Source organism: Candidatus Nitrotoga sp. M5 (assembly GCF_927904885.1).
Lineage (GTDB): Bacteria > Pseudomonadota > Gammaproteobacteria > Burkholderiales > Gallionellaceae > Nitrotoga.
Genome location: NZ_CAKMNW010000012.1, coordinates 1 through 20,603, shown reverse-complemented (window position 1 = coordinate 20,603; position 20,603 = coordinate 1). Strand labels below are relative to the sequence as shown.

The following is a 20,603-nucleotide window of genomic DNA, read 5'->3' as shown; positions in this document are numbered from 1 at the left end:
CGTTAAAATCGTGGTAATGGACTTGATAATATAGGTTTTGCAATTGAACTGTTGTTAAGTCATCCCGAAATCGCCAGGTTATTTCTTTGCCACCCGCTAAATTTATTGTGTACTCGAATGCTGGTTATAATACTTGCCTGTATGTATTTCCGTAACAAAGGCGGGGGCAATTTTTTAACAGGCCCTGAGTATAGTATTTTGGAAAAAATGTACGTTACACTTATTCAGTATGAGCACAACGATTCCTTCCAGCAAACTCAAGATTGGCATGTACGTCTCTGACCTTGATCGACCTTGGCTTGATACACCATTCCTGCTTCAGGGGTTACTGATCGAAAACGTTGAACAGATCGGACAATTACAAGAGTACTGTAAATTCGTTGTAATTGATTGGGACAGATCTGCTCAAGAACTTCAAGCAGCTGAACCTGCCTCTGATAGTAAAGCAAAGCTAGAAAGATTAAATTCCATCACACCATCCATCAGCCGCAATCATACTCCCGTCAGCACTGGCCATACTTCTATCGTCGACTATTCTGCACCTGAATCAATTAAGAAAAAGCTAGCTGACGTACAAGCCCCTGTCGACCTGAAAATTAAAGACGCATCGTCAGAAACCAATATTAAAGTGGGGTTACTGGGCTCGTTATTCGCTAAAACAAAAAAATTCTTAAAAATAAAAAATAATCCAAAAGATGAATATGAGACTAAAAAACATACTGTTGGCTCCGATCCAAATCCTGCAATAACTGAACTACATCTTGCTGATGTTAAGCGACCTGCCTTTGTTCCTGATAGCGTCGAATTAACGATTTACAACAATGTCAGACCTGTCGAGGAGGAGTTTGCTCCAGCCGATAATGCTTATACACTTACAGAAAAGGTGCTGCATGGCCTTGTTCAAGACCTGCAATCCGACAAAAACCTTGACATAGCAGAAGTGGAAATCGTGATTCAGGAAGTAGTAGGCAGTATGGTGCGAAATCCTAATGCGCTGATGTTGATCATGCAATTACGTCAACAGGATACTGTTAGTTATGGGTTCGGGCTCCAAACAGCCGTTTATCTGATTGCGCTGGGTCGACATATAGGTTTACCTAAAGATTTTCTCGAGCGCCTGGGTATCACCGGATTGTTGCTCGACATTGGAAACATAAAGTTGCCGAGCGAACTGCTACAAAAGAATGACCAGCTGACACTAGATGAATTTGAAATAGTTAAAAGCCACGTACGCTTGGGCCTTGAAATACTTAAAGAGACGCCTGATCTGCATAACGACATTTTAGAAGGTATCGCCCAACACCATGAGCGAGAAAACGGGAGCGGCTACCCTGCAGGAATATCTAAAGGTGACATCTGCCTGTTCGGGCGAATGGCTGCAATCGTAAATTCATTTACCGCGCTGACCAATACACGTACTCATAGCAAAGCCGTGTCAGCCTATGAGGCATTGAAAAGTATAAGCACTATGAGTGGTGAATATTACCTTGACTCAATGGTCGAGCAATTCATCCAAACAATCGGCATTTTCCCGGTTGGCTCCTTGGTCGAGCTGTCCTCTGGTGAAGTCGCCGTCGTTATCAGCCAGAGCAAGGTACGCCGACTTAAACCACGTGTACTGATAATTAGTGACTCAAACAAAAGTCCGGTGCCGCATCCCGCTACATTAGATTTACTTTGTCAGCCCGAAATGACAGCAGCAATTCATATTCTACGCGGCCTGCCAACTGGCGCTTACGACCTTGCTGTTCGAGAGTACTACCTTGCATGATCGACCACAGCCCTCATCCGACGCATCAATTTAACGCTACGCCGACACAGCACCAGTTAACTCACATTCAACTGGTTAATTTCCTGCGTAATAAAATCGCTAAGGGCGAATCCAGCGCATCAGCCGTTCTAATTATGAAGTTAAGGCGCGCCAAACGGCTGGACGCCATCATTGGCGACACTTCTGCACAATCAATCACAAATTACACCGATCAACGCCTTGATACTCTGTTGCGGGACGCTGATCGCTACGCACACTTTTCTGACGAACAGATATGTCTTGTTTTGCCTGACCTTGCCAATAATGCTCAAAGTATCCTGGCAGCGATCAAAATTCTTTCAGAATTGTATAAGCCATTTATTGCCAATAATTATCCAGTCACGCTGCGCCCATATATCGGCATCGCCAACTTTCCAGAACTTGGCCATGATGCAGGTCAATTATTAATGTATGCCGACATCGCATCAGACATCGCCGCAACCAATGAACAGGGATACCACGTCTATCAGCCTGAAGATCAAATTGCGACAGACGCTTATTGCGGTCTCGACATTGAACTTGGTAATGCCATCAAAGCGAACGAATTGCATGTTCACTACCAGCCGCAAATCAATATTCAAACCGGTCGTTGTGTCTCCATTGAGGCTCTAGTGCGTTGGACAGCGTCAGGTCAACGTGCGATCAATCCAAGCACATTGATCAAAATTGCAGAGAATGCAGGCCTGATTAACACTTTAACTCTATGGATTCTTAATACGGCACTGCGCCATACAGCCGTTTTTTTGAAAGCTGGCATAGATATAGGAATAAGCGTCAATCTTCCGCCTAAAATGCTCGAAGACAAGGAGCTTCCACAAATAATCCAGCAAACACTCGACCTTTGGGGCGTACCCGCAGCGAACCTTACGCTTGAGATCACGGAGAGTTTAATAATTAATAATTTTGAATCCTCCATCGCAATGTTATTAAGACTAAGAGAACTTGGCGTTTGCCTGGCAATCGACGATTTCGGCACCGGCTATTCATCGCTAGCGTACATTAAGCGCTTTCCAGTGCAGGAACTAAAGATTGATATACTTTTCATTCGAAACATACATAAATCACGCGAGGACAAACATCTCGTCCGTACCATTATTGATTTAGCCAAAAATTTCAACCTGACCACAGTGGCAGAAGGGGTGGAAGATCAGGAAACATTCGACCTGTTACGCGACCTTGGCTGCGATCTGGTGCAGGGCTTTCTATACAGCCGCGCTCTGTCTGACATAGATTTTGTCAATTGGTATCGTCATCACACTTGAAAGTCTGTGATAAAGCTATGATTATATTGATCGTTTTTTATAGAAGGGGGCGAGTTTGCGAAGGGCCAGAGTGGGGTTTTACAGTCTCTTCGTTTGCCGCACGGCCGCATTCCAAGTTAAAATGGAGGGCTTGATAGCGTAACTGGACACTCACCGATGTAACCCTTCTTCTCGCGAGTAATTCGTACATCCATTCATTCGCAGGGGGCCAAAGCATAGTTGAGTCTTTCTGCCTTCTTTCTCAGGGTCAAATTTTCCTTTTTTGTTGTTCCACTAACCAAAAAGCGCCCTTGCATTTGATTGCCTTTTCCCACTGCCGTCCCTTGGTCGGCATCGATAACGGAACATAATTTACGATGAATTCCATACGACAGGACTGGTTCTCCAATGTCCGAAATGATTTGCTGGCGGGTCTCGTGGTCGCGCTGGCCCTCATCCCAGAAGCTATTGCCTTCTCGATCATTGCAGGGGTTGATCCTAAAGTCGGACTCTATGCATCCTTCTGTATTGCCGCCGTAATCGCCTTCGCCGGTGGGCGTCCCGGCATGATTTCTGCCGCAACCGGTGCGATGGCCTTGGTCATGGTGATGTTGGTCAAGGACCATGGTCTGCAGTATCTGCTGGCCGCTACCGTGCTGACTGGCATGCTTCAGATTATTGCAGGCTGGTTGAAGCTCGGTGCCTTGATGCGCTTTGTCTCGCGTTCAGTTATCACCGGCTTCGTCAATGCGCTGGCCATCCTTATTTTTTTGGCGCAGTTGCCCGAGTTAACCAATGTTAGCTGGCACGTTTATGCGATGACGGCGGCTGGGTTGGCCATCATCTACCTGTTCCCTTACATCACGAAAACTGTACCATCGCCGTTGGTTGCCATCGTCGTGCTGACCGCTGTAGCAATTGGCCTGGGTCTGGATATACGCACTGTCGGCGATATGGGGCGACTACCAGACAGCCTGCCGATATTTCTGTTGCCTGATGTGCCACTGAATTTCGAGACGCTACAGATTATTTTTCCTGTCTCCGCAACGCTGGCGGTAGTCGGCCTGCTCGAATCCATGATGACTGCCTCTATCGTCGACGATCTGACCGACACATCAAGCAACAAAAATCGCGAGTGCGTCGGCCAGGGCGTAGCCAACATAGCCTCAGGCTTTCTTGGCGGCATGGCAGGCTGCGCGATGATCGGCCAGTCGGTAATCAACGTAAAGTCGGGGGGCCGCGGAAGACTATCAACACTGGTTGCAGGTGTATTTTTGTTAATCATGGTAGTGTTCATTGGCGACTTGGTGGCTCTTATTCCGATGGCGGCATTGGTTGCCGTGATGATCATGGTATCCATCGGCACCTTCAATTGGGAATCCATCCGTAACATACGTGAACACCCCAGAAGTTCTAGTGTGGTGATGCTGGCCACTGTGGTAGTCACCGTAGCCACGCACGATTTGGCCAAGGGTGTGCTCACTGGCGTTTTACTGTCGGGCTTTTTCTTCGCGCACAAGGTCAGCCAAGTATTCCTCGTCCGCTCGAAATCAGAAGGGGAAGGTCGTGTTCGTACCTACACGATAACAGGCCAGGTATTTTTCGCCTCAGCCGATCGTTTCATCAATTCGTTCGATTTCCGGGAAGTCATCGAAATGGTTCGCATCGATGTAAGCCGCGCGCATTTTTGGGACATTACAGCGATCAGCGCACTGGACAAGGTGGTTATCAAGTTTCGTCGTGAAGGCACCGAGGTGGAGGTAATTGGCCTGAACGAGGCGAGTAAAATGTTAGTCGACAAATTATCAGTACACGACAAGGATGGCGCCGAAGAAACACTGACGAGCCACTGAGAAGGAGCCGCACCATGAAGATCGAAAACAAAATCCTCGCCTGCGTGGACCAATCGCATTTTGCCGACTATGTAGCCGATTATGCCGCATGGGCCGCACAACGCATGAATGCGCCGCTGGAGTTCTTGCACGTCATTGACCGCCATCCCGAAATTTCTACCGGCAATGACCACAGCGGAGCGATTGGCTTCGATGCCCAAGAGCACCTGCTAAACGAACTGTCCAACGAAGATGCGTCACGCAGCAAGGCTGCTCGTGAGCAAGGACGACTATTCCTTAACCGTCTGCGGGAACGCGCCATCGCTGCAGGTGTCGAGTCGCCCGACGTTCGGCAACGGCACGGAAATTTAGTAGAGACGATGACAGAGCAAGAGAACGGTGTTCGCCTCTTTGTTTTAGGCCGACGAGGCCAGTCGGCTGAGCACACACAACGTGACTTGGGCCGTAATGTCGAGCGTGTGGTGCGTAGCTTACACAAGCCCATTCTCACTATCACTGAAAATTTCACCGAACCCCGTCGGGTCATGATCGCCTTTGATGGTGGTATCGTGACTCGACGAGGCATCGAGATGGTCGCTGCCAGTCCATTATTCAAAGGGTTGCCAATACACCTTTTGATGTCCGGCAAAGAAAGTCAGGAAGCAGCCAAACAACTCGAATGGGCCAAGAAAACGATAAATTCGGCAGGCTTTGATATCAAGGCTGCACTGATCCCGGGTGACGCCGAAAGCATCATTGCCAAAACGGTGAGCGAGCAAAACATCGACATCCTCATCATGGGGGCATACAGCCACTCGCCGCTGCGTAGCCTGCTGCTTGGCAGCAAGACATCGGATATGTTGCGCGCCGCGAAAATTCCAACATTGCTGCTGCGCTGATACATGAGATGACTCATGAGGCTTTACCCCAGATAATCCATTAGACCTGATTCGTGCGATGACTTCGCATTCCCCCCTTTGAAAAAGGGGGGCTAGGGGGGATTTGAGCATTGCAGGGACACAAAAATCCCCCTCAAACCCCCCTTTTTCAAAGGGGGAGGCTGGTTAAATTGCCTAATGGATTATCCGGGTTTACACGATATATATCTAACCCTCTTGCTAGGGACATGAAGGTGGATACGACTCTGACGCGCTATTAAATGTTAAATGTCTCTAACCGCTATATTCGCAGCGTGCTTCGAATCACCTGACGCCCATCCAGCCATTGCAAATTCACCCACACAAGCAAACCAGATTTATTTTTAAACGTGTTTATAAATAGGCGTGGCTTGACACCTAGTTATTTCTTTAGATTAGGCGTAATCTACATCTTACGACTCGCATCCATTTGTTCTGATGCGTGTTCCCTGATCACAAACTATACAAGGAGCCTAGCCATGAAGAAATTTATTGCTATATTCTTATTACTGTGTGGTACAGCACAAGCCGATCCCTTTGCCAAGGGTCATCCTGAAGCGGGTAAAGAAGTATTCGACAAATATAAATGTAACAGTTGCCACGACGGCATGATGGGCGGTAACGGCAATGACATCTTTACGCGCCCCAACAGCAAGGTGAAGGATCCGCAGCAACTAGCGGAAGTAGTTGTAGTATGCATTCGTAATGTACGTGCTAATTTTTCCTCACAGGTTACCCCACAGGAAAAACTAGACCTTTCGGCCTATCTCAACAAGAATTTCTATAAGTTCAAGTGAGCACTTTGACAACTGCCTTTGATTTTGCAAATAAAAAATGCAAACTTTTTATAGCAACTCAACTAAACTCTTTTGCTGCGCCTGTATATGTCGAGGAGCCATAGCGGGCCAGTAAGCCTTAAATACTGGGCTAGCAATTCATGACGTCATGGGGTAAGGATTGAACACCAATCCAAAATTCATGACTTTTAGTTCCATGAAGAATGCCATGCCTACCTGATAATCCATCACAGTTGATGGAAAGCGAGCTAGGCAGCGGGGAAAATCATTACCCTGAGGATGGCAGGACATCTGTGAGCACCTGGAGACCGAAATTGGACCTGCCAGTTTTTTGTGTGATTGACTGCCTATAAGCTCATGGCTATGTTGCGCAACCTAACTATCCCACTGTTAATCCTGACCTGTACAGCCAGCCTTATTTGGTGGGCCTTCCCTGAGAGGCTGTCAACGGCACGCACCTTGGGAATTGTCTTAGGCTGGGCTGGATGCAGCCTTCTGCTTGTCAGTCTGTTATTGATGCTTCGGGAAACCTGGCTGGCCCAGTGGCTAGGTGGACTGGAAAGGATGTACCAATGGCATCACTGGACTGGCACGACTGCTTATGTTCTGCTACTGGCCCACCCTCTAATACTCGCTGCCGATGCCTGGCCGAATTCTCGACTGTTGGCATGGCAGACGCTTTCTCCATTCAATCAAGGCTGGCCAATATGGTCTGGTTGGCTGTCGTTACTGCTCCTGATGTCTGGGTTGGCTGCCACCTTTATATTGCGCATTCCCTATCAGATTTGGCGCTGGCTCCATTTCGGGCTGGGGATAGGTGTGCTTCTCGGTTTGGTTCACCTTACTTTACTCGGTATCAGTGAACCCGTTCTGCCAATTTTAGCTCTTGCCATCTCATTCTTGGGGTGGCGTCTTATTCGGGATGACTTCGGTGTGGCTGCGCGGCCATATGTCGTGGGATCGGTAAAGTCAGTGGCCGAAGACATAGTCGAAATTTCGCTGAAGCCTCTGGCAGAGCCTACTGTCATAACGCCGGGCCAATTTATTCTGGTCGCCTTCTTTACGGGGCAGAAATTTTGTGGTCGCGGGGAATTCCATCCATTCACTGTCAGCTCGGTTAGTGCCGATCATGAGATATGCATAGCGGTCAAAGCCCTAGGTGATTGTACGCGGCACATCCAGTCTATCGAGCCCGGCACGCTGGCACGTATGCATGGCGCATTTGGAACTTTTCTAGCCGATCGGCCGCCGAAGCCGCAACTCTGGGTTGCCGGCGGCATCGGAATTATTCCTTTCCTGGCGTTGCTGCGAACTGGCCCTGTAGATCAGCCGACGATGCTCCTCTATCTTTATCGAACCGAGGTTGATGCAGCATTTTTACATGAACTCCGAACCCTTGCCAATCTGGATCAGCAGCTTTCCCTGAAGGCATTGGCTACCGGCGACGAAGCGCCGGATCTCAAGTCCCTTCTCGATACTCAAGGGCTTGCAAAGTATGAGTGCTATCTGTGCGGCCCGCCGGCCATGGTTGCAGCACTTAGAAAATATCTACACAACCGAGACGTTACGCCCCAACAAATTCATTTTGAGAAATTTGAGTTTCGATAATGCGCCTACTCTACATATTTGCTACGCTTATTTTTTGGCTACTGGTGGCAGCTTTCTGGGCCGGAAGCCTGTGGTTACCACCTGCTGAAAAAAGCGCCGCTATTGCTGTTGGTAAATCGATTTCACCGACTGAATTGGCCAAACATAGCACACCAGAAAACTGCTGGGTGGCTATTCGCGGTAATGTCTATGATTTAAGCGCTTATTTGCCCAAACATCCATCGCAGCCAGATATCCTTCCTTCCTGGTGTGGTAAGGAAGCGACCGAAGCCTATAACACCAAGACCAAAGGGCGTCCGCACTCCATCTATGCTGACGAATTACTGATCAAATACCAAATCGGAATATTGGCTTCTGGAAAATCTTGATGGCTGCTCTCCGCTAGCAGGCGGTATCCCAATACAGGTCGATTTATTTAAAATAATCGCATAGTGGGAATATCACCTTTATCCAATACAGACATACTGTCCTACGATCGCAAGCCAGAAAAAATAACGATAATAGGTCGAATATCGCTTGATCAGTACCTATAAATAATGGTATCGAGTTGACAAATAAAGCAAAATATTTCTATAAATTCATTATTAATCAAGCCATTTGACAAATATTATCTCTATTATTTAAGTGGTTGCCTACGCATATTTTGATGCCTGTCACGGAAAGTCAGGAAGCGGCAAAACAACTCGAATGTGCGAGGAAAATACTAGATTCGTCAGGCTTTGATGCTTAAATTTTACTGTTCTAGGGTGACGCCGAGAGCATCGCTACCAAAACGGTAAGCTAGCAAAACATCGACATCCTCATCATGGTAGGTACAGACACTCGCTGTTGAGCAGCCTCTTGCTGGGCAGCAAGGTACAGATATATTGCGCTCCGCAAAGACTCCAACGCTGCTGCGCTGCATCATGGGGCAAGACAAGTGGCTCGAACGGAAGAGTGGAAACCCTTCTGTTGCTCACAGAGGTATCGTTGTTTACCTTTCAGAGCAAAGCTATCGTCAAGCAACCGCACATTAATAATGATTCGAACTTGCAATTAATAAGTCGATTTAAACCTCTAATGATTATAGTCACAATGCCGATAATAAATTCTTGTCGAGCATAGGCTCTATGCACCCATAACATCTTATTACTTAAATGGGAGAAGCAAAATAGCCGACCTCTATTCAATTTTAAATGCCTGAGAAATAACAAATGGCCATAATCCTACCTGCGCTACACTCCAAGAATTTAAAACTGACATCTGGTGAGCGGCGTTTTGGCACTTGCCTATTACGCAATCTTGAGGATGACTATCATTGCTGGGTAGACGTACCAGTCGGGCCTAAGCAACGTCGCCCTGATTTCGTCGTGCTCCATCCCAGCCGAGGCATCTTGGTGCTTGAAGTGAAAGATTGGAAATTACAGACGATTAAACAGATGGATAGACTCACTACCGAAATACACACGGATCGCGGCCTGAAAACTGTAATCAACCCGCTTGAACAGGCACGCGCATGTGCAATTGAAATCAAAGAACTTCTTGAACGTGACCCGCTATTAGTGAAACAGGAGCAAGGACAGTATCACGGACATTTGCTATTACCGTGGGGTTTCGGCGTCGTTTTCACCAACATCACACGCAAGCAGTTTGAGGCGGCAGAACTGGATCAGGCTATCCCTGGAGACAAAGTGATTTGCCAAGACGAAATGACAGAATTGGTTGATGCCGAGGTATTTCAAAAAAGTCTGTGGGGAATGTTCACATATAGTTTCGGTGGCATACTTTCCTTAGCGCGGATTGATCGGGTGCGCTGGCATCTATTCCCTGAAATTCGAATTCAACAAGGCTGTTTATTCAATGCAGCCAGTGATGGGGCAGACCCGCATCAATCCATCGCCAAGGTTTTACCTGATATGGTCAAGATCATGGATATAGAGCAGGAGAAGCTTGCCCGTAATCTGGGTGCAGGGCACCGCATCATTCATGGCGTTGCTGGCTCCGGCAAGACATTGATCCTAGCTTATCGTGCCATGTGTTTAGACAAACTCGGCCTCGCCAAACCCATTCTAGTGCTCTGTTACAGCAAGACTCTAGCGGCAAAATTCAAGCAACTATTGACTGAAAAAGGTGCGGGAGATCGCGTGCATGTGCGCCACTTTCACGGTTGGTGCAAGGATATGTGTGACCTCTATCAACTTAATTTGGCCGATGAGCGAGATCAAAAGGTTTGGGAGCAGCAGGTTACAGCCGTAATTCAGGGTTGCGAAAAAGGCCGTGTTCCACTCGCTCAGTATGCAGCAGTGTTGATAGACGAAGGACAAGATTTCAAACCAGAGTGGTTCAAACTACTTGTGCAGATGATTGACCCAGAGACCAACTCACTTTTACTGATGTACGATGATGTACAAAACATATACGGCGGGAGCAAACGGCAAGCATTCACTTGGGCTAGTGTCGGAGTCAATGCATCAGGACGCAGTACAATTCTGAAGGTGAATTATAGAAATACTATAGAGGCTATCGATTTTTCATATAAGTTTGTTTCATCTTATCTCGACCAAACCAGTGAAACTGAGGATATCCCACTTGTGCATCCAAAATACGGTGGTAGAAAAGGAGCAAGGCCAGAAGTGCATCGCTTAGCAAACAGTGCGAAAGAGCTAGAATATGTTGCTTCATGGCTAAAACAATGCGCCAAAGCTGGCAATTCATATTGCCAAATGGCTGTGCTGTGCCGATTCAAGTTTCAGGTGAAAAAAATTTGTGAGGGGCTTACTAAGAAAGGTATAGCCGTGGACTCATGTCAATTCAATGGCCAGCGCACCAAAGAATTCGACACTACTAAGGATACCATTAAAGTGTTAACCATACACTCTAGTAAGGGGTTGGAATTCAATAGTGTCGTGATACCAGATTTAGGTTGTATGCCATATACAAAGACTACTCCTCAAGAAGAAGCCCGTTTGCTCTATGTAGCCCTTACGCGTTCAACGGAAAGCTTATTGATAACTTATCACAACGAAAGTCAGTTTACAAAGCAATGCGAGGCAATTCATCAACGTAAGGAACAATCATCATCTAATTATCAGGGTGTTTGTGCTTAATTTCGGCCGGAGATTTAGCAAGTTTACATCATGCATCATGAAGACTGAAGTTCTGGTTAAAATACTCCTCAAAACAAGTTGATTGACTAATTAAGGAGCGAAATTCCGCATTGAGCATACACGCAATGGCAAACTGATTTCCTTTGCAATTTTTGCGTCTTGGTGTTTGCCAGACATGGGAAGCTTTAAATACATACAAATTGCACTATGATTCCAAGGGACAGGACACTTATGATGTGTTTCTCCCTCCTCCATAATCTCGTTTGGAATAACGCAACGGTTCGCGTACGTCGTTATGCTCATTCACTAAGCGTGATGGCTGCTTTAGTGCCATCTCCAATGTTGCAAACGTAATCCATGTCCACGTTCCTTTATAGGCAGGGATGCTCCTATAACTGCTCGGTTTTTCCCCAATATCGTACTTTACCTCACCACTTGAAACAGCCTGTTTCATTCAAAAGCATTGCAGCCAAAGGTCGATCACTGCACCAACTCCTCGTTCGAAATACATTCCTCATTCAGGCTCACACAGATTGGGATAGAGGAATTTTGCCAGTCGATTCATTTAATAGTATTATCACTGGGTATTAGTAGTTCAATAGCCGTAGTAAATATCATCGATACAAAACACATAAGCATGAAACCGACATGCGCATGTGTAAAATCACGTAGCATTCGATAATTATTGGCGTTAGTATCGCCGTATTGGTGTTATGCAACAGGTTATTGATCAACTTGAAAGAATTGGCGGGCCTCCTCGCATTGCAAGGTGGTGAACCTGGTCAGGTCCGGAAGGAAGCAGCCATATCCATTACTGCAAGTGCCGAGGGCAAGGCTCGCCTCCTTATTCGAAGCTGGAGTGGCAATGAAACAGATCTATTTACTGATCGGTGCGATATTGTTAAATGGGAATGTGTGGGCCATAGATGGTGTTTCCGCTGAAATTGGTAAAGGCGATGAGGACACCAATATGGCACGTATCGGTGCGCAGTGGAATTGGGACAAGAAGTGGTTTACTGATGGTAACTGGTTAGTGAGCGGCTATTGGGAAGCTTCAGTTGGGCGTTGGAATGGCCGAAACAGTGCGGACAATAACCACAACATTACTGATGTCGGCTTTACTCCAGTGTTTCGTCTGCAACAAAAAACATTGTCTGGCTTGGCACCATATCTGGAAGCAGGGATTGGAGTTCATCTAATTTCTGATACACATATCAATGCCGAACGTAGATTCAGTACTGCTTTTCAATTCGGCGATCATTTAGGCGCAGGCCTGAGGTTTGGTGATCGACAACAGTTCGATTTGAGTTATCGTTTTCAGCATCTATCTAATGGTTCAATCAAGCGACCGAACCCAGGCATAAATTTTAGTCAAATCCGCCTTGCCTACCATTTTTGAGATATCGTAAATTTTGTCAGTAACTTCCGTTCTAGCGCGCAAATGGCGACCCAAGACCTTTGCGCAATTGGTGGGGCAGCAGCATGTCGTGCAGGCGCTAAGTAATGCGCTGATACAGAACCGTTTGCATCATGCCTATTTGTTCACTGGCACGCGCGGCGTGGGTAAAACCACTATCGCGCGCATTTTTGCAAAATCGCTGAATTGTGCCATCGGCATTACCGCCACACCCTGTGGAATTTGTAATGCTTGCACGGAAATAGATAGTGGACGATTTGTTGATCTCATTGAATTGGATGCAGCGTCGAATACAGGCATTGATAATATGCGTGATGTACTGGATAACGCGCAATATATGCCAACATTGGGGCGCTACAAGGTTTATTTGATTGACGAAGTGCATATGCTTTCCAAAGCGGCTTTTAACTCGATGTTAAAAACATTGGAAGAACCACCCGCGCACGTCAAATTTATTCTTGCCACCACTGACCCGCAAAAAATCCCCGTCACGGTATTATCGCGCTGCTTGCAATTTAATCTTAAACAATTGCCGCCGGCGTTAATCGTCACACACTTAGAATATATACTGGGGCAGGAAGGCATCACATTTGACATCGCTGCGTTGACATTGCTTGCGCGTGCAGCACAGGGCAGTATGCGCGATGCGCTAAGCCTGCTCGACCAAGCTATTGCTTATTCTGATTCCAGAATCGAGGAGTCAACGGTCTGTAATATGTTAGGCTCCATTGACCAAAGTTACCTGTATGACCTGTTGCAAACTTTGCTGTTACGGGACGGAGCCGGTTTGCTGCGTATTGCTGACGAAATGCAAAGTCGCAGCTTGGCATTTGATGTTGCCTTGCAGGACTTAGCGACGTTATTGCATCGTATTGCTCTGGCACAGACAGTGCCAGAGGCCATTACAGAAGATGAGCCGGAGCGAGTGCGCTTACTTGAACTGGCAAAGAGTTTTAACGCAGAGGAAATTCAATTGTATTATCAGATTGCCATACACGGGCGTAATGAAATTGATCTTGCCCCTGATGAATATGCTGGTTTTACCATGACATTGCTGCGCATGTTGGCATTTAGGCCAGCTGGCGCCAAAGCGGCTTCAGAACAGCCCACAACTGAAGTATCAGAGCCGTCGACAGCTAACGCCACATCTATTCCGGCACCAAAACAACAATTGCAAACTATTGAAACTATTTCACAGTCAGTCAACCCAATAGTAACCACCTCTATGGTTATAGATTGGGGTACATTACTGACGCAACTGAAAGTGCAAGGTATGGCGCGCGAATTGGCGAAGCATTGCACACTGGAAAATTTTGTTGATGGGCGATTAACTTTAATTTTAGCGCCTCAACACAAACACTTATTGACCAATAAAATGGCTCAGGACAAGTTGCAGACTGCCCTTGCCGACCATTTCGTCCAACCAGTACGATTAGTGGTTATGCCAGGTGAAAACAATATGCCCACACCAGCCGCAGTTGAGCAAAAATTGAAACAAACACTTCAACAACAAGCTGTTGAAGGCATTACACAAGATCCATTCGTACGTGAGGCACAGACACAGTTGGACGCACAAATTCTTGAAGAAACTATTAAACCAATACAATAAGCCAAGGAGGGTAGATACATGATGAAGGGCGGATTGGCCGGGATGATGAAACAGGCCCAGCAAATGCAAGAGAACATGAAGAAGGCGCAGGACGAGCTAGCTACAATTGAGGTGGAAGGTCAAGCTGGTTCCGGCATGGTGAAAGTCGTTATGACCTGTGCACATGATGTTCGCCGCGTGATGTTGGATAGCAGCTTGTTATCAGATGACAAAGATATGCTGGAAGATTTGATCGCGGCGGCAATGAATGATGCTGTGAAGCAAGCTGCTGCAGTCTCCCAACAAAAAATGAGTGGTTTCTCAGCAGGAATGAATTTGCCACCCGGCATGAGTTTACCGTTCTGAACACCCTAATGTCTTTAGCACTTGGATGAACACGCCTACCAGTCTGGAAGAAATGATAGCCGCCTTGCGCTGTCTCCCCGGTGTTGGACCGAAATCTGCGCAACGCATGGCGTATCACCTGTTGCAACGCGACAAACCAGGTGCATTACGGTTGGCACAAGCGCTTGGCCATGCTGTAGAAAGTATCCATCATTGTGCCAAATGTAATAATTTTTCTGAAGAAGAAATTTGCGCCTTATGCCGTTCGTCGAAGCGTGATGCTAGTCTACTGTGCGTGGTGGAGATGCCAGCAGATTTGCTAATGATGGAGCAGGCGCAGTGCTATCGGGGCATGTATTTTGTACTAATGGGGCGGCTTTCTCCGCTGGATGGCATCGGCCCGCGTGAATTGCATCTGGACCGGCTTGTAAAGCGGGCACAAGACAAAACATGTGAAGTTATACTCGCCACAAATTTCACCGTAGAAGGTGATGCCACTGCACACTACATTACGATCTTGCTATCCGCTCAGGGCATAAAAGTGTCGCGTATCGCGCGTGGGCTGCCAGTAGGTGGAGAGTTGGAACATGTGGATAGTGGCACACTGGCGCAAGCCGTGCTTGAAAGACGAGAGGTAACAGGATGAACGAACAGGCAAAGCAATCAGCACAACATGGCGAACGCTTACAGAAAGTGTTGGCGCAAGTTGGCTTGGGTTCTCGTCGTACTATGGAAGTATGGATTTCCGCTGGGCGCATAACGGTGAACGGAGAAGTGGCGACACTTGGTATGCGTGTAACCGAGGACGATGTAGTACGTGCTGATAAGCGCATTGTTCACTTTAAAACAAATAGCGATAGTTTGCCGCGTGTTTTGCTGTATCACAAACAAGAAGGAGAGATTGTTAGTCGCGATGATCCGGAAAAGCGTGTCAACGTGTTCGATAAATTACCTAAGTTGCAAGGCATGAAATGGATCGCCATTGGACGGCTCGATTACAATACCAGTGGACTGTTGATTTTTACTACCTCTGGTGATTTGGCTAACCGTCTAATGCACCCGCGCTTTGAGGTGGAACGCGAGTACGCTGTGCGCGTGCAGGGCCGCATGACCGATGAGCAGATGCAGCAGATGGTGAACGATGGAATCACCTTGGAGGATGGTCTTGTGAAATTTGAAAGGCTGACTGATGAAGGCGGTGAGGGCTACAACCATTGGTATCGCTTGATGCTGAAAGAAGGACGCAATCGCGTTGTGCGTCGCACCTTCGATGCCTTAGGCTTGCCAATCAGCCGTTTAATACGCGTGCGGTTCGGTCTTGTTAACCTGCCGCCTCGCTTAAAGCGAGGCGAATTGGCAGAGCTTGGCACAGGAGAGGTGAATCAAGTTCTTGACTGGGTGAGCATGGAATCGAAACCTGTCGCTGACAAAGTAACTGAATCGACTAGAAGCATGACTGGAAAATTAAATAACAGGATTGTGGATGCAGACCATAAAAACAAAAAATCTGGCACTGGCATGAAAGCGGCTCCAAGTGGCAAGGGAGACGCACGTCGTAGCGCAACGCAGCATAAAAATAAAGTGCGCCCTTGAAATAGACGTCAAGCCTGATTATTCATTGCAGATATTTCGAGTTGCCAAGCAATAACCATGCAACGGCAATTTAATCTTCGACCCTCTATTTACTTCACAATCGTATTGGTTACGTCGCATGGCATTGCGCTCGCAGTTCTGGCCCCATTGGCTTTACCTATATGGACAAGGATATTGCTGGCCCTGCTTGTGTTAACCAGCCTGCTATATCACGTATGGCACGATGCCTGGTTATTAGCGCTATCCTCTAACCATACACTGCTACTGGACGGAGACTTAGTCCAATTGATTACACGCAATGGGGATCAAGTAACTGCAAAAGTATTGACCGATAGTCTGGTTACTCCATTTATCACCGTACTAAATGTGTTGCCGCAAGGAGAATACTTAGCGCGCAGCGTCATCATCCTGCCGGACAGCCTGGATACTGAATCTTTCCGGCAGTTACGTGTGTGGCTCAGGTGGGGGAGTTAGTTTTCAAAGTATACACTGGCCTACTTTTAGCTAGTAATCTGTCGAACTTTACAATTCTTAGAAAAAATTTATCTGAGCAAGGATAGATTTTGCAAGCTTTCACCTTACGGTGAAATGCCTGATCCCACTTGACGATCTTGCAGGGTAGTTTCATTACCCAATAAAAAAGCGGCGAAATAGTCACCGCTCAGTTAAATTTACAGTTGATTTCATTAAAGTCCGACAGGCTGTTAATTCAGCAACCCATCCTAAAAGATGGAAAGACCAACGCAAGACTGACATCCTGACACTAGCAACTAGCACCCTATAACTCCATTATTTATGGCAAGTCATCTAGACGTACATTACAGGGATGTATTATTTAAAAACTTGCCATATTTATTGAAGAAGACTTTTTATTCAACATTTCATTTTTTATTATTTGCTATCCACTCATTTGCTCGTCGCTGCGCTTCTTCAACTGCGGATGGTGTCAAGTACGATTCAGCAACCTCTAGCCCATCTTTTGCATTTTCGTCACCATCTACGGCAGCAATGCTAAACCATTTATATGCCTCAATAAAATCCTGTTGAACATCATTGTCGGGTGTATGGACTTCCCCTAAAAGCAATAGTCCTACCTTGAATTGAGCTGCCACATCACCCTGCTCTGCAGCTTTACTCAACCAAAATATAGCTTGCTTATAGTCTCGTGGAACGCCATCACCGTTCGAGTACATAAATCCTATCGTATACTGTGCTTCCGCATCTCCTTGCTTTGCGGCCATAATGAACCAATTTGCAGCCTTCTCGTAGTCCTGTTCAACACCCTGACCTTGTTCATACATATACCCGAGATTACTTTGTGCTAGTACGTTCCCTTGTTCAGCAGACTTGGTCCACCAAGCCACAGCCTGTTGGTCATCTTTTGTGATGCCTTGGCCACCTTCGTACATGACTCCTAAATAGAATTGTGCCTCAGCGTGTCCTTGCTCCGCGATTTTCTTGAATAACTCTGCTGCTTTGGTGTAATCCTTGTTAGCGACAAACTTCATACCTTCTTCAAAGTCTACGGCCAAATCCGGATGTGTTAGCGCTACCATATTACGCCTATCACTTTTAACATCTGCATAATTTTCTCTCTATACAACAGTGAGCAATCTTAAAAACAAATACTTATATTTTTAATGAAATTACCTGCCCACACGCAGCTGCATGACGCTGCCTCCCCTTCTCTCGCTAAATTTTCTTATATTCATAACGTGCCATCACTGACCGTCACATTCTGCCGTTTGATGTCCGATAATAAATCGACTAACGCACCCCTACCATTATAAAACACAAAGCGCTCAAATTAGCCATGTCATCAGCTCAGAATCTTCCAATTCAGAACGGAGTCTGAACGGATAAATTTTTATTGAGCAAAGATTGTCAGAACAAAATCCATCCACAAATTTTATGACACATGCAGAATTATCAAATGTGCATACATGCATTAACTGCTGATGCGTAACCTCTGTCTCAAATAAGCGGGCAGTGCGCACATCTATTCGTGCGATAGCACCACGACCCTGCTAGCCGACTAGGGTTTAACCTTGATATCTCAGCTCTTTGTTACGAGGCCGGATACAAGAAATATTTCCATAGCGTTGGTGAGTCAGCCGAGGTCGTCCAACAAATGTTTAGATCGTGGCTCGCTTCTCGATCACGATTTCACCTTAATGGATATTGTGCTTTGCAGCAACAAATCGAATATACAATACTCCGAGAACTGCAGAAATTAATGAAGCTACCAGAATAGATGATTTTGCACTTTGGAGATGTACTGGTTGGGAATCAAAGCCCAACGTAGCAATAAATGTGGACATAGTAAAACCTATCCCGGCTATGAGTGAGACGCCAATAATATGATGAAGATTGATACCGACAGGTAAACAACCTATTTTGTAGCGCAGGCCAAGCCAGCATGCACCGGTAATGCCGATACATTTTCCGAGAACAAGGCCAGAAATAATTCCCAATCCGATTGGTTGTTGAAGGCTTTCAATAAATGTAGTAGAGCTGAAAGGAACGCCAGCATTGGTTAGCACAAATAAAGGTAAGATAAGTAGTGCGACTGGTAGCGCCAGTGCATCTTCCCAGCGACGCAGCGGTGTGCTGGCACGTTCTGCACAATCACGTACCTCTAGCACCTGTTCATGATCCGTACGACTGCCGAGAACATCGACAGGTTCTGATTTTTCCTGAATTGAGTTGATGATTCCCTTCGCTTTAACAAGCAATTTTTCCGAGGTCAACTTTGGACGAGCTGGTACAGTTACAGCAATTGCGACACCGGCAAATGTAGGGTGAACACCAGATTTGAGCATCATCCACCAGGTTGCTATTCCGACGATAATATAAAAATACGGCTGACGTATACCTGCGTAATTGCCTAAGGCCAGAAATGCAATAAGAGTAAATGAGCTCACTAGATGCACTATAGATAAATCCTGAGTATAAAATATTGCAATAACCAATATAGCTCCGACATCATCCACGATAGCGAGGCCCACGAGAAAAGCTAATAATCCGCCAGGGATATGTTTTCTTATGATAGTGAGAACGCCCAAAGCGAACGCGGTATCGGTTGCCAATGGGATACCCCATCCAATCTGTGAATCAAGTGACCAGTTGAATAACGAATAGATAGCCGCTGGGCAAGCCATTCCACCGGCGGCACAAAGAATTAACATGCGTCGATTTTCTGGAAGTGCGAGATCTCCGGCAAGTATTTCTCGTTTGATCTCAAGTCCAAGGAGGAAAAAAAATACAACCATTAACCCATCGTTGATGATGTGTTTGAGTGAAGCATGCAGGCTAAAATCACCCAGAAAGAATCCAATCGATGTATGTGTCAGATTCTGGTAGGTCGAATAATAATCTGAGTTAGCCCACCACAGGGCCAAGATAGTAGCTAGCAGAAGGAACCAGCTGGTTGTTCTCTGCGCACGGATAAAGTTTGAAAAAGGATCGCGTATATTTTCAAGTCCACGTTGCAACAAATTATTTGAATCATCAATCATATTTTTAAGCCATTATTCACCGTTAACCCACATCGAAATCAGCGATTTTGTTCTGAATTAACACTGAGTAGCTTGGCGTTTAATTGCATGTAATAGCGTGATTGCCGTGCAGTAATTCCCTTGTCATAAACATGTTTCTAGCAGCAAAGCGACTGAGTTAATTGGCTGAAATAGAAGCAGAATTTTTTACCGCCGAGTACAGCGATTTGATATTCGCAGTCGGATAAATGACTTCTACTTCTCTATTTTTCCAATTATTTTGTATAAGCAAAAGTAACGAAAATTTTCATTAATTTTTGGGCGATTTTAAAAACTCATCATTCCCGCGAAAATGGAAATGACAAATTTTCGAATTTAAGAATTTCACTTATGGCAACATCTGGATGATCAACGATTCAAATGCTATTGCACTACTTTGGACTGGGATATTCAGGCTCTGCTAACCATATCAGCTGCTTGCTGAGAAGGCAATCAAGCAAGAATATCGAGTTGACGAATGAAGCAGAAAAGCCTGTAAATTTATTATCAACCCAGTGAATTTTTCAACACTCTTTTAGGTAATAGAATAACTATTGCCCTGCTAAATCGTCAAGCCGGGTAAGCAGGCATTTCACTGCAAGGTAAAAGCTTGCAGAAGCTACCCTAAACCAGCTCAATTTCCACTACGAAAATGTAAGTCCGACATGCCCCCAAGAATGTTGGGTATCGATCACGTTGGCAGCAATCTATCACTTAACATGGACAACATGAAACACACTCGTTTAGGAGTAGAATATCGAACAGATGCTTTTCAAACTGCTGACAATAAAAACATATCGGATAAACTTATTTTATTTCATATAACTTAACAT

16 protein-coding genes and 1 other RNA gene are annotated in these 20,603 nt (G+C 46.0%); 15 read left to right on the top strand and 2 right to left on the bottom strand.

Annotated elements, in window-relative coordinates:
* Positions 1–229 precede the first annotated feature (229 nt).
* The 15 genes from MJ770_RS04485 (at position 230) to MJ770_RS04415 (ending at position 16,708) form a co-directional block, all read left to right on the top strand.
* Positions 230–1,771: an HD-GYP domain-containing protein gene (locus tag MJ770_RS04485; RefSeq protein WP_239250405.1), complete on the top strand. Its 1,542-nt coding sequence runs from the start codon at positions 230–232 to the stop codon at positions 1,769–1,771.
* Positions 1,768–3,072 carry a putative bifunctional diguanylate cyclase/phosphodiesterase gene (locus MJ770_RS04480; protein WP_239250404.1) on the top strand — a complete coding sequence of 435 codons (1,305 nt, stop codon included), beginning with the start codon at positions 1,768–1,770 and terminating at the stop codon, positions 3,070–3,072. The genes MJ770_RS04485 and MJ770_RS04480 overlap by 4 nt, the downstream gene beginning before the upstream one ends.
* Before the next feature lie 356 nt (positions 3,073–3,428).
* Entirely contained in the window at positions 3,429–4,904 is a 1,476-nt protein-coding gene (locus tag MJ770_RS04475; protein ID WP_239250403.1) for a SulP family inorganic anion transporter, read from the top strand.
* A gap of 14 nt (positions 4,905–4,918) precedes the next feature.
* Positions 4,919–5,782, top strand: a complete 864-nt coding sequence (locus MJ770_RS04470) for a universal stress protein (protein ID WP_239250402.1) — start codon at positions 4,919–4,921, stop codon at positions 5,780–5,782.
* 497 nt (positions 5,783–6,279) lie between these two features.
* Positions 6,280–6,597, top strand: a complete 318-nt coding sequence (locus MJ770_RS04465) for a c-type cytochrome (protein WP_239250401.1) — start codon at positions 6,280–6,282, stop codon at positions 6,595–6,597.
* Between the two features lie 363 nt (positions 6,598–6,960).
* Entirely contained in the window at positions 6,961–8,205 is a 1,245-nt protein-coding gene (locus tag MJ770_RS04460; protein WP_239250400.1) for a ferric reductase-like transmembrane domain-containing protein, read from the top strand.
* On the top strand, positions 8,205–8,573 hold the full coding sequence (locus MJ770_RS04455; RefSeq protein ID WP_239250399.1) for a cytochrome b5 domain-containing protein: 369 nt from the start codon (positions 8,205–8,207) through the stop codon (positions 8,571–8,573). The genes MJ770_RS04460 and MJ770_RS04455 overlap by 1 nt, the downstream gene beginning before the upstream one ends.
* A gap of 825 nt (positions 8,574–9,398) precedes the next feature.
* Positions 9,399–11,291, top strand: coding sequence for a 3'-5' exonuclease (locus tag MJ770_RS04450; RefSeq protein ID WP_239250398.1), 1,893 nt, complete (start codon positions 9,399–9,401; stop codon positions 11,289–11,291).
* A 746-nt stretch (positions 11,292–12,037) separates the two neighbouring features.
* An RNA gene (gene ffs / locus MJ770_RS04445) (signal recognition particle sRNA small type) lies at positions 12,038–12,135 on the top strand.
* A gap of 21 nt (positions 12,136–12,156) precedes the next feature.
* On the top strand, positions 12,157–12,690 hold the full coding sequence (locus MJ770_RS04440; protein WP_239250397.1) for an acyloxyacyl hydrolase: 534 nt from the start codon (positions 12,157–12,159) through the stop codon (positions 12,688–12,690).
* A gap of 13 nt (positions 12,691–12,703) precedes the next feature.
* Positions 12,704–14,317 carry a DNA polymerase III subunit gamma/tau gene (dnaX, locus tag MJ770_RS04435; RefSeq protein WP_239250396.1) on the top strand — a complete coding sequence of 538 codons (1,614 nt, stop codon included), beginning with the start codon at positions 12,704–12,706 and terminating at the stop codon, positions 14,315–14,317.
* Between the two features lie 18 nt (positions 14,318–14,335).
* Positions 14,336–14,662 carry a YbaB/EbfC family nucleoid-associated protein gene (locus MJ770_RS04430; protein ID WP_239250395.1) on the top strand — a complete coding sequence of 109 codons (327 nt, stop codon included), beginning with the start codon at positions 14,336–14,338 and terminating at the stop codon, positions 14,660–14,662.
* Positions 14,663–14,687: 25 nt separating this feature from the next.
* On the top strand, positions 14,688–15,287 hold the full coding sequence (recR, locus tag MJ770_RS04425; protein WP_239250394.1) for a recombination mediator RecR: 600 nt from the start codon (positions 14,688–14,690) through the stop codon (positions 15,285–15,287).
* On the top strand, positions 15,284–16,234 hold the full coding sequence (locus MJ770_RS04420) for a pseudouridine synthase (RefSeq protein ID WP_239250393.1): 951 nt from the start codon (positions 15,284–15,286) through the stop codon (positions 16,232–16,234). Before recR ends, MJ770_RS04420 begins: the two co-directional genes overlap by 4 nt.
* Positions 16,235–16,291: 57 nt before the next feature.
* On the top strand, positions 16,292–16,708 hold the full coding sequence (locus MJ770_RS04415) for a protein YgfX (protein ID WP_239250392.1): 417 nt from the start codon (positions 16,292–16,294) through the stop codon (positions 16,706–16,708).
* A gap of 407 nt (positions 16,709–17,115) precedes the next feature.
* Here MJ770_RS04415 and MJ770_RS04410 read toward each other — a convergent pair whose 3' ends face one another.
* Together MJ770_RS04410 and nhaA are read right to left on the bottom strand one after the other, a co-directional pair.
* Positions 17,116–17,790 (bottom strand): tetratricopeptide repeat protein, encoded by a 675-nt coding sequence (locus MJ770_RS04410; protein ID WP_239250391.1) that lies wholly within the window; start codon positions 17,788–17,790, stop codon positions 17,116–17,118.
* Positions 17,791–18,405: 615 nt separating this feature from the next.
* Positions 18,406–19,752, bottom strand: a complete 1,347-nt coding sequence (gene nhaA, locus MJ770_RS04405) for a Na+/H+ antiporter NhaA (RefSeq protein ID WP_239250390.1) — start codon at positions 19,750–19,752, stop codon at positions 18,406–18,408.
* Between the last annotated feature and the right edge of the window lie 851 nt (positions 19,753–20,603).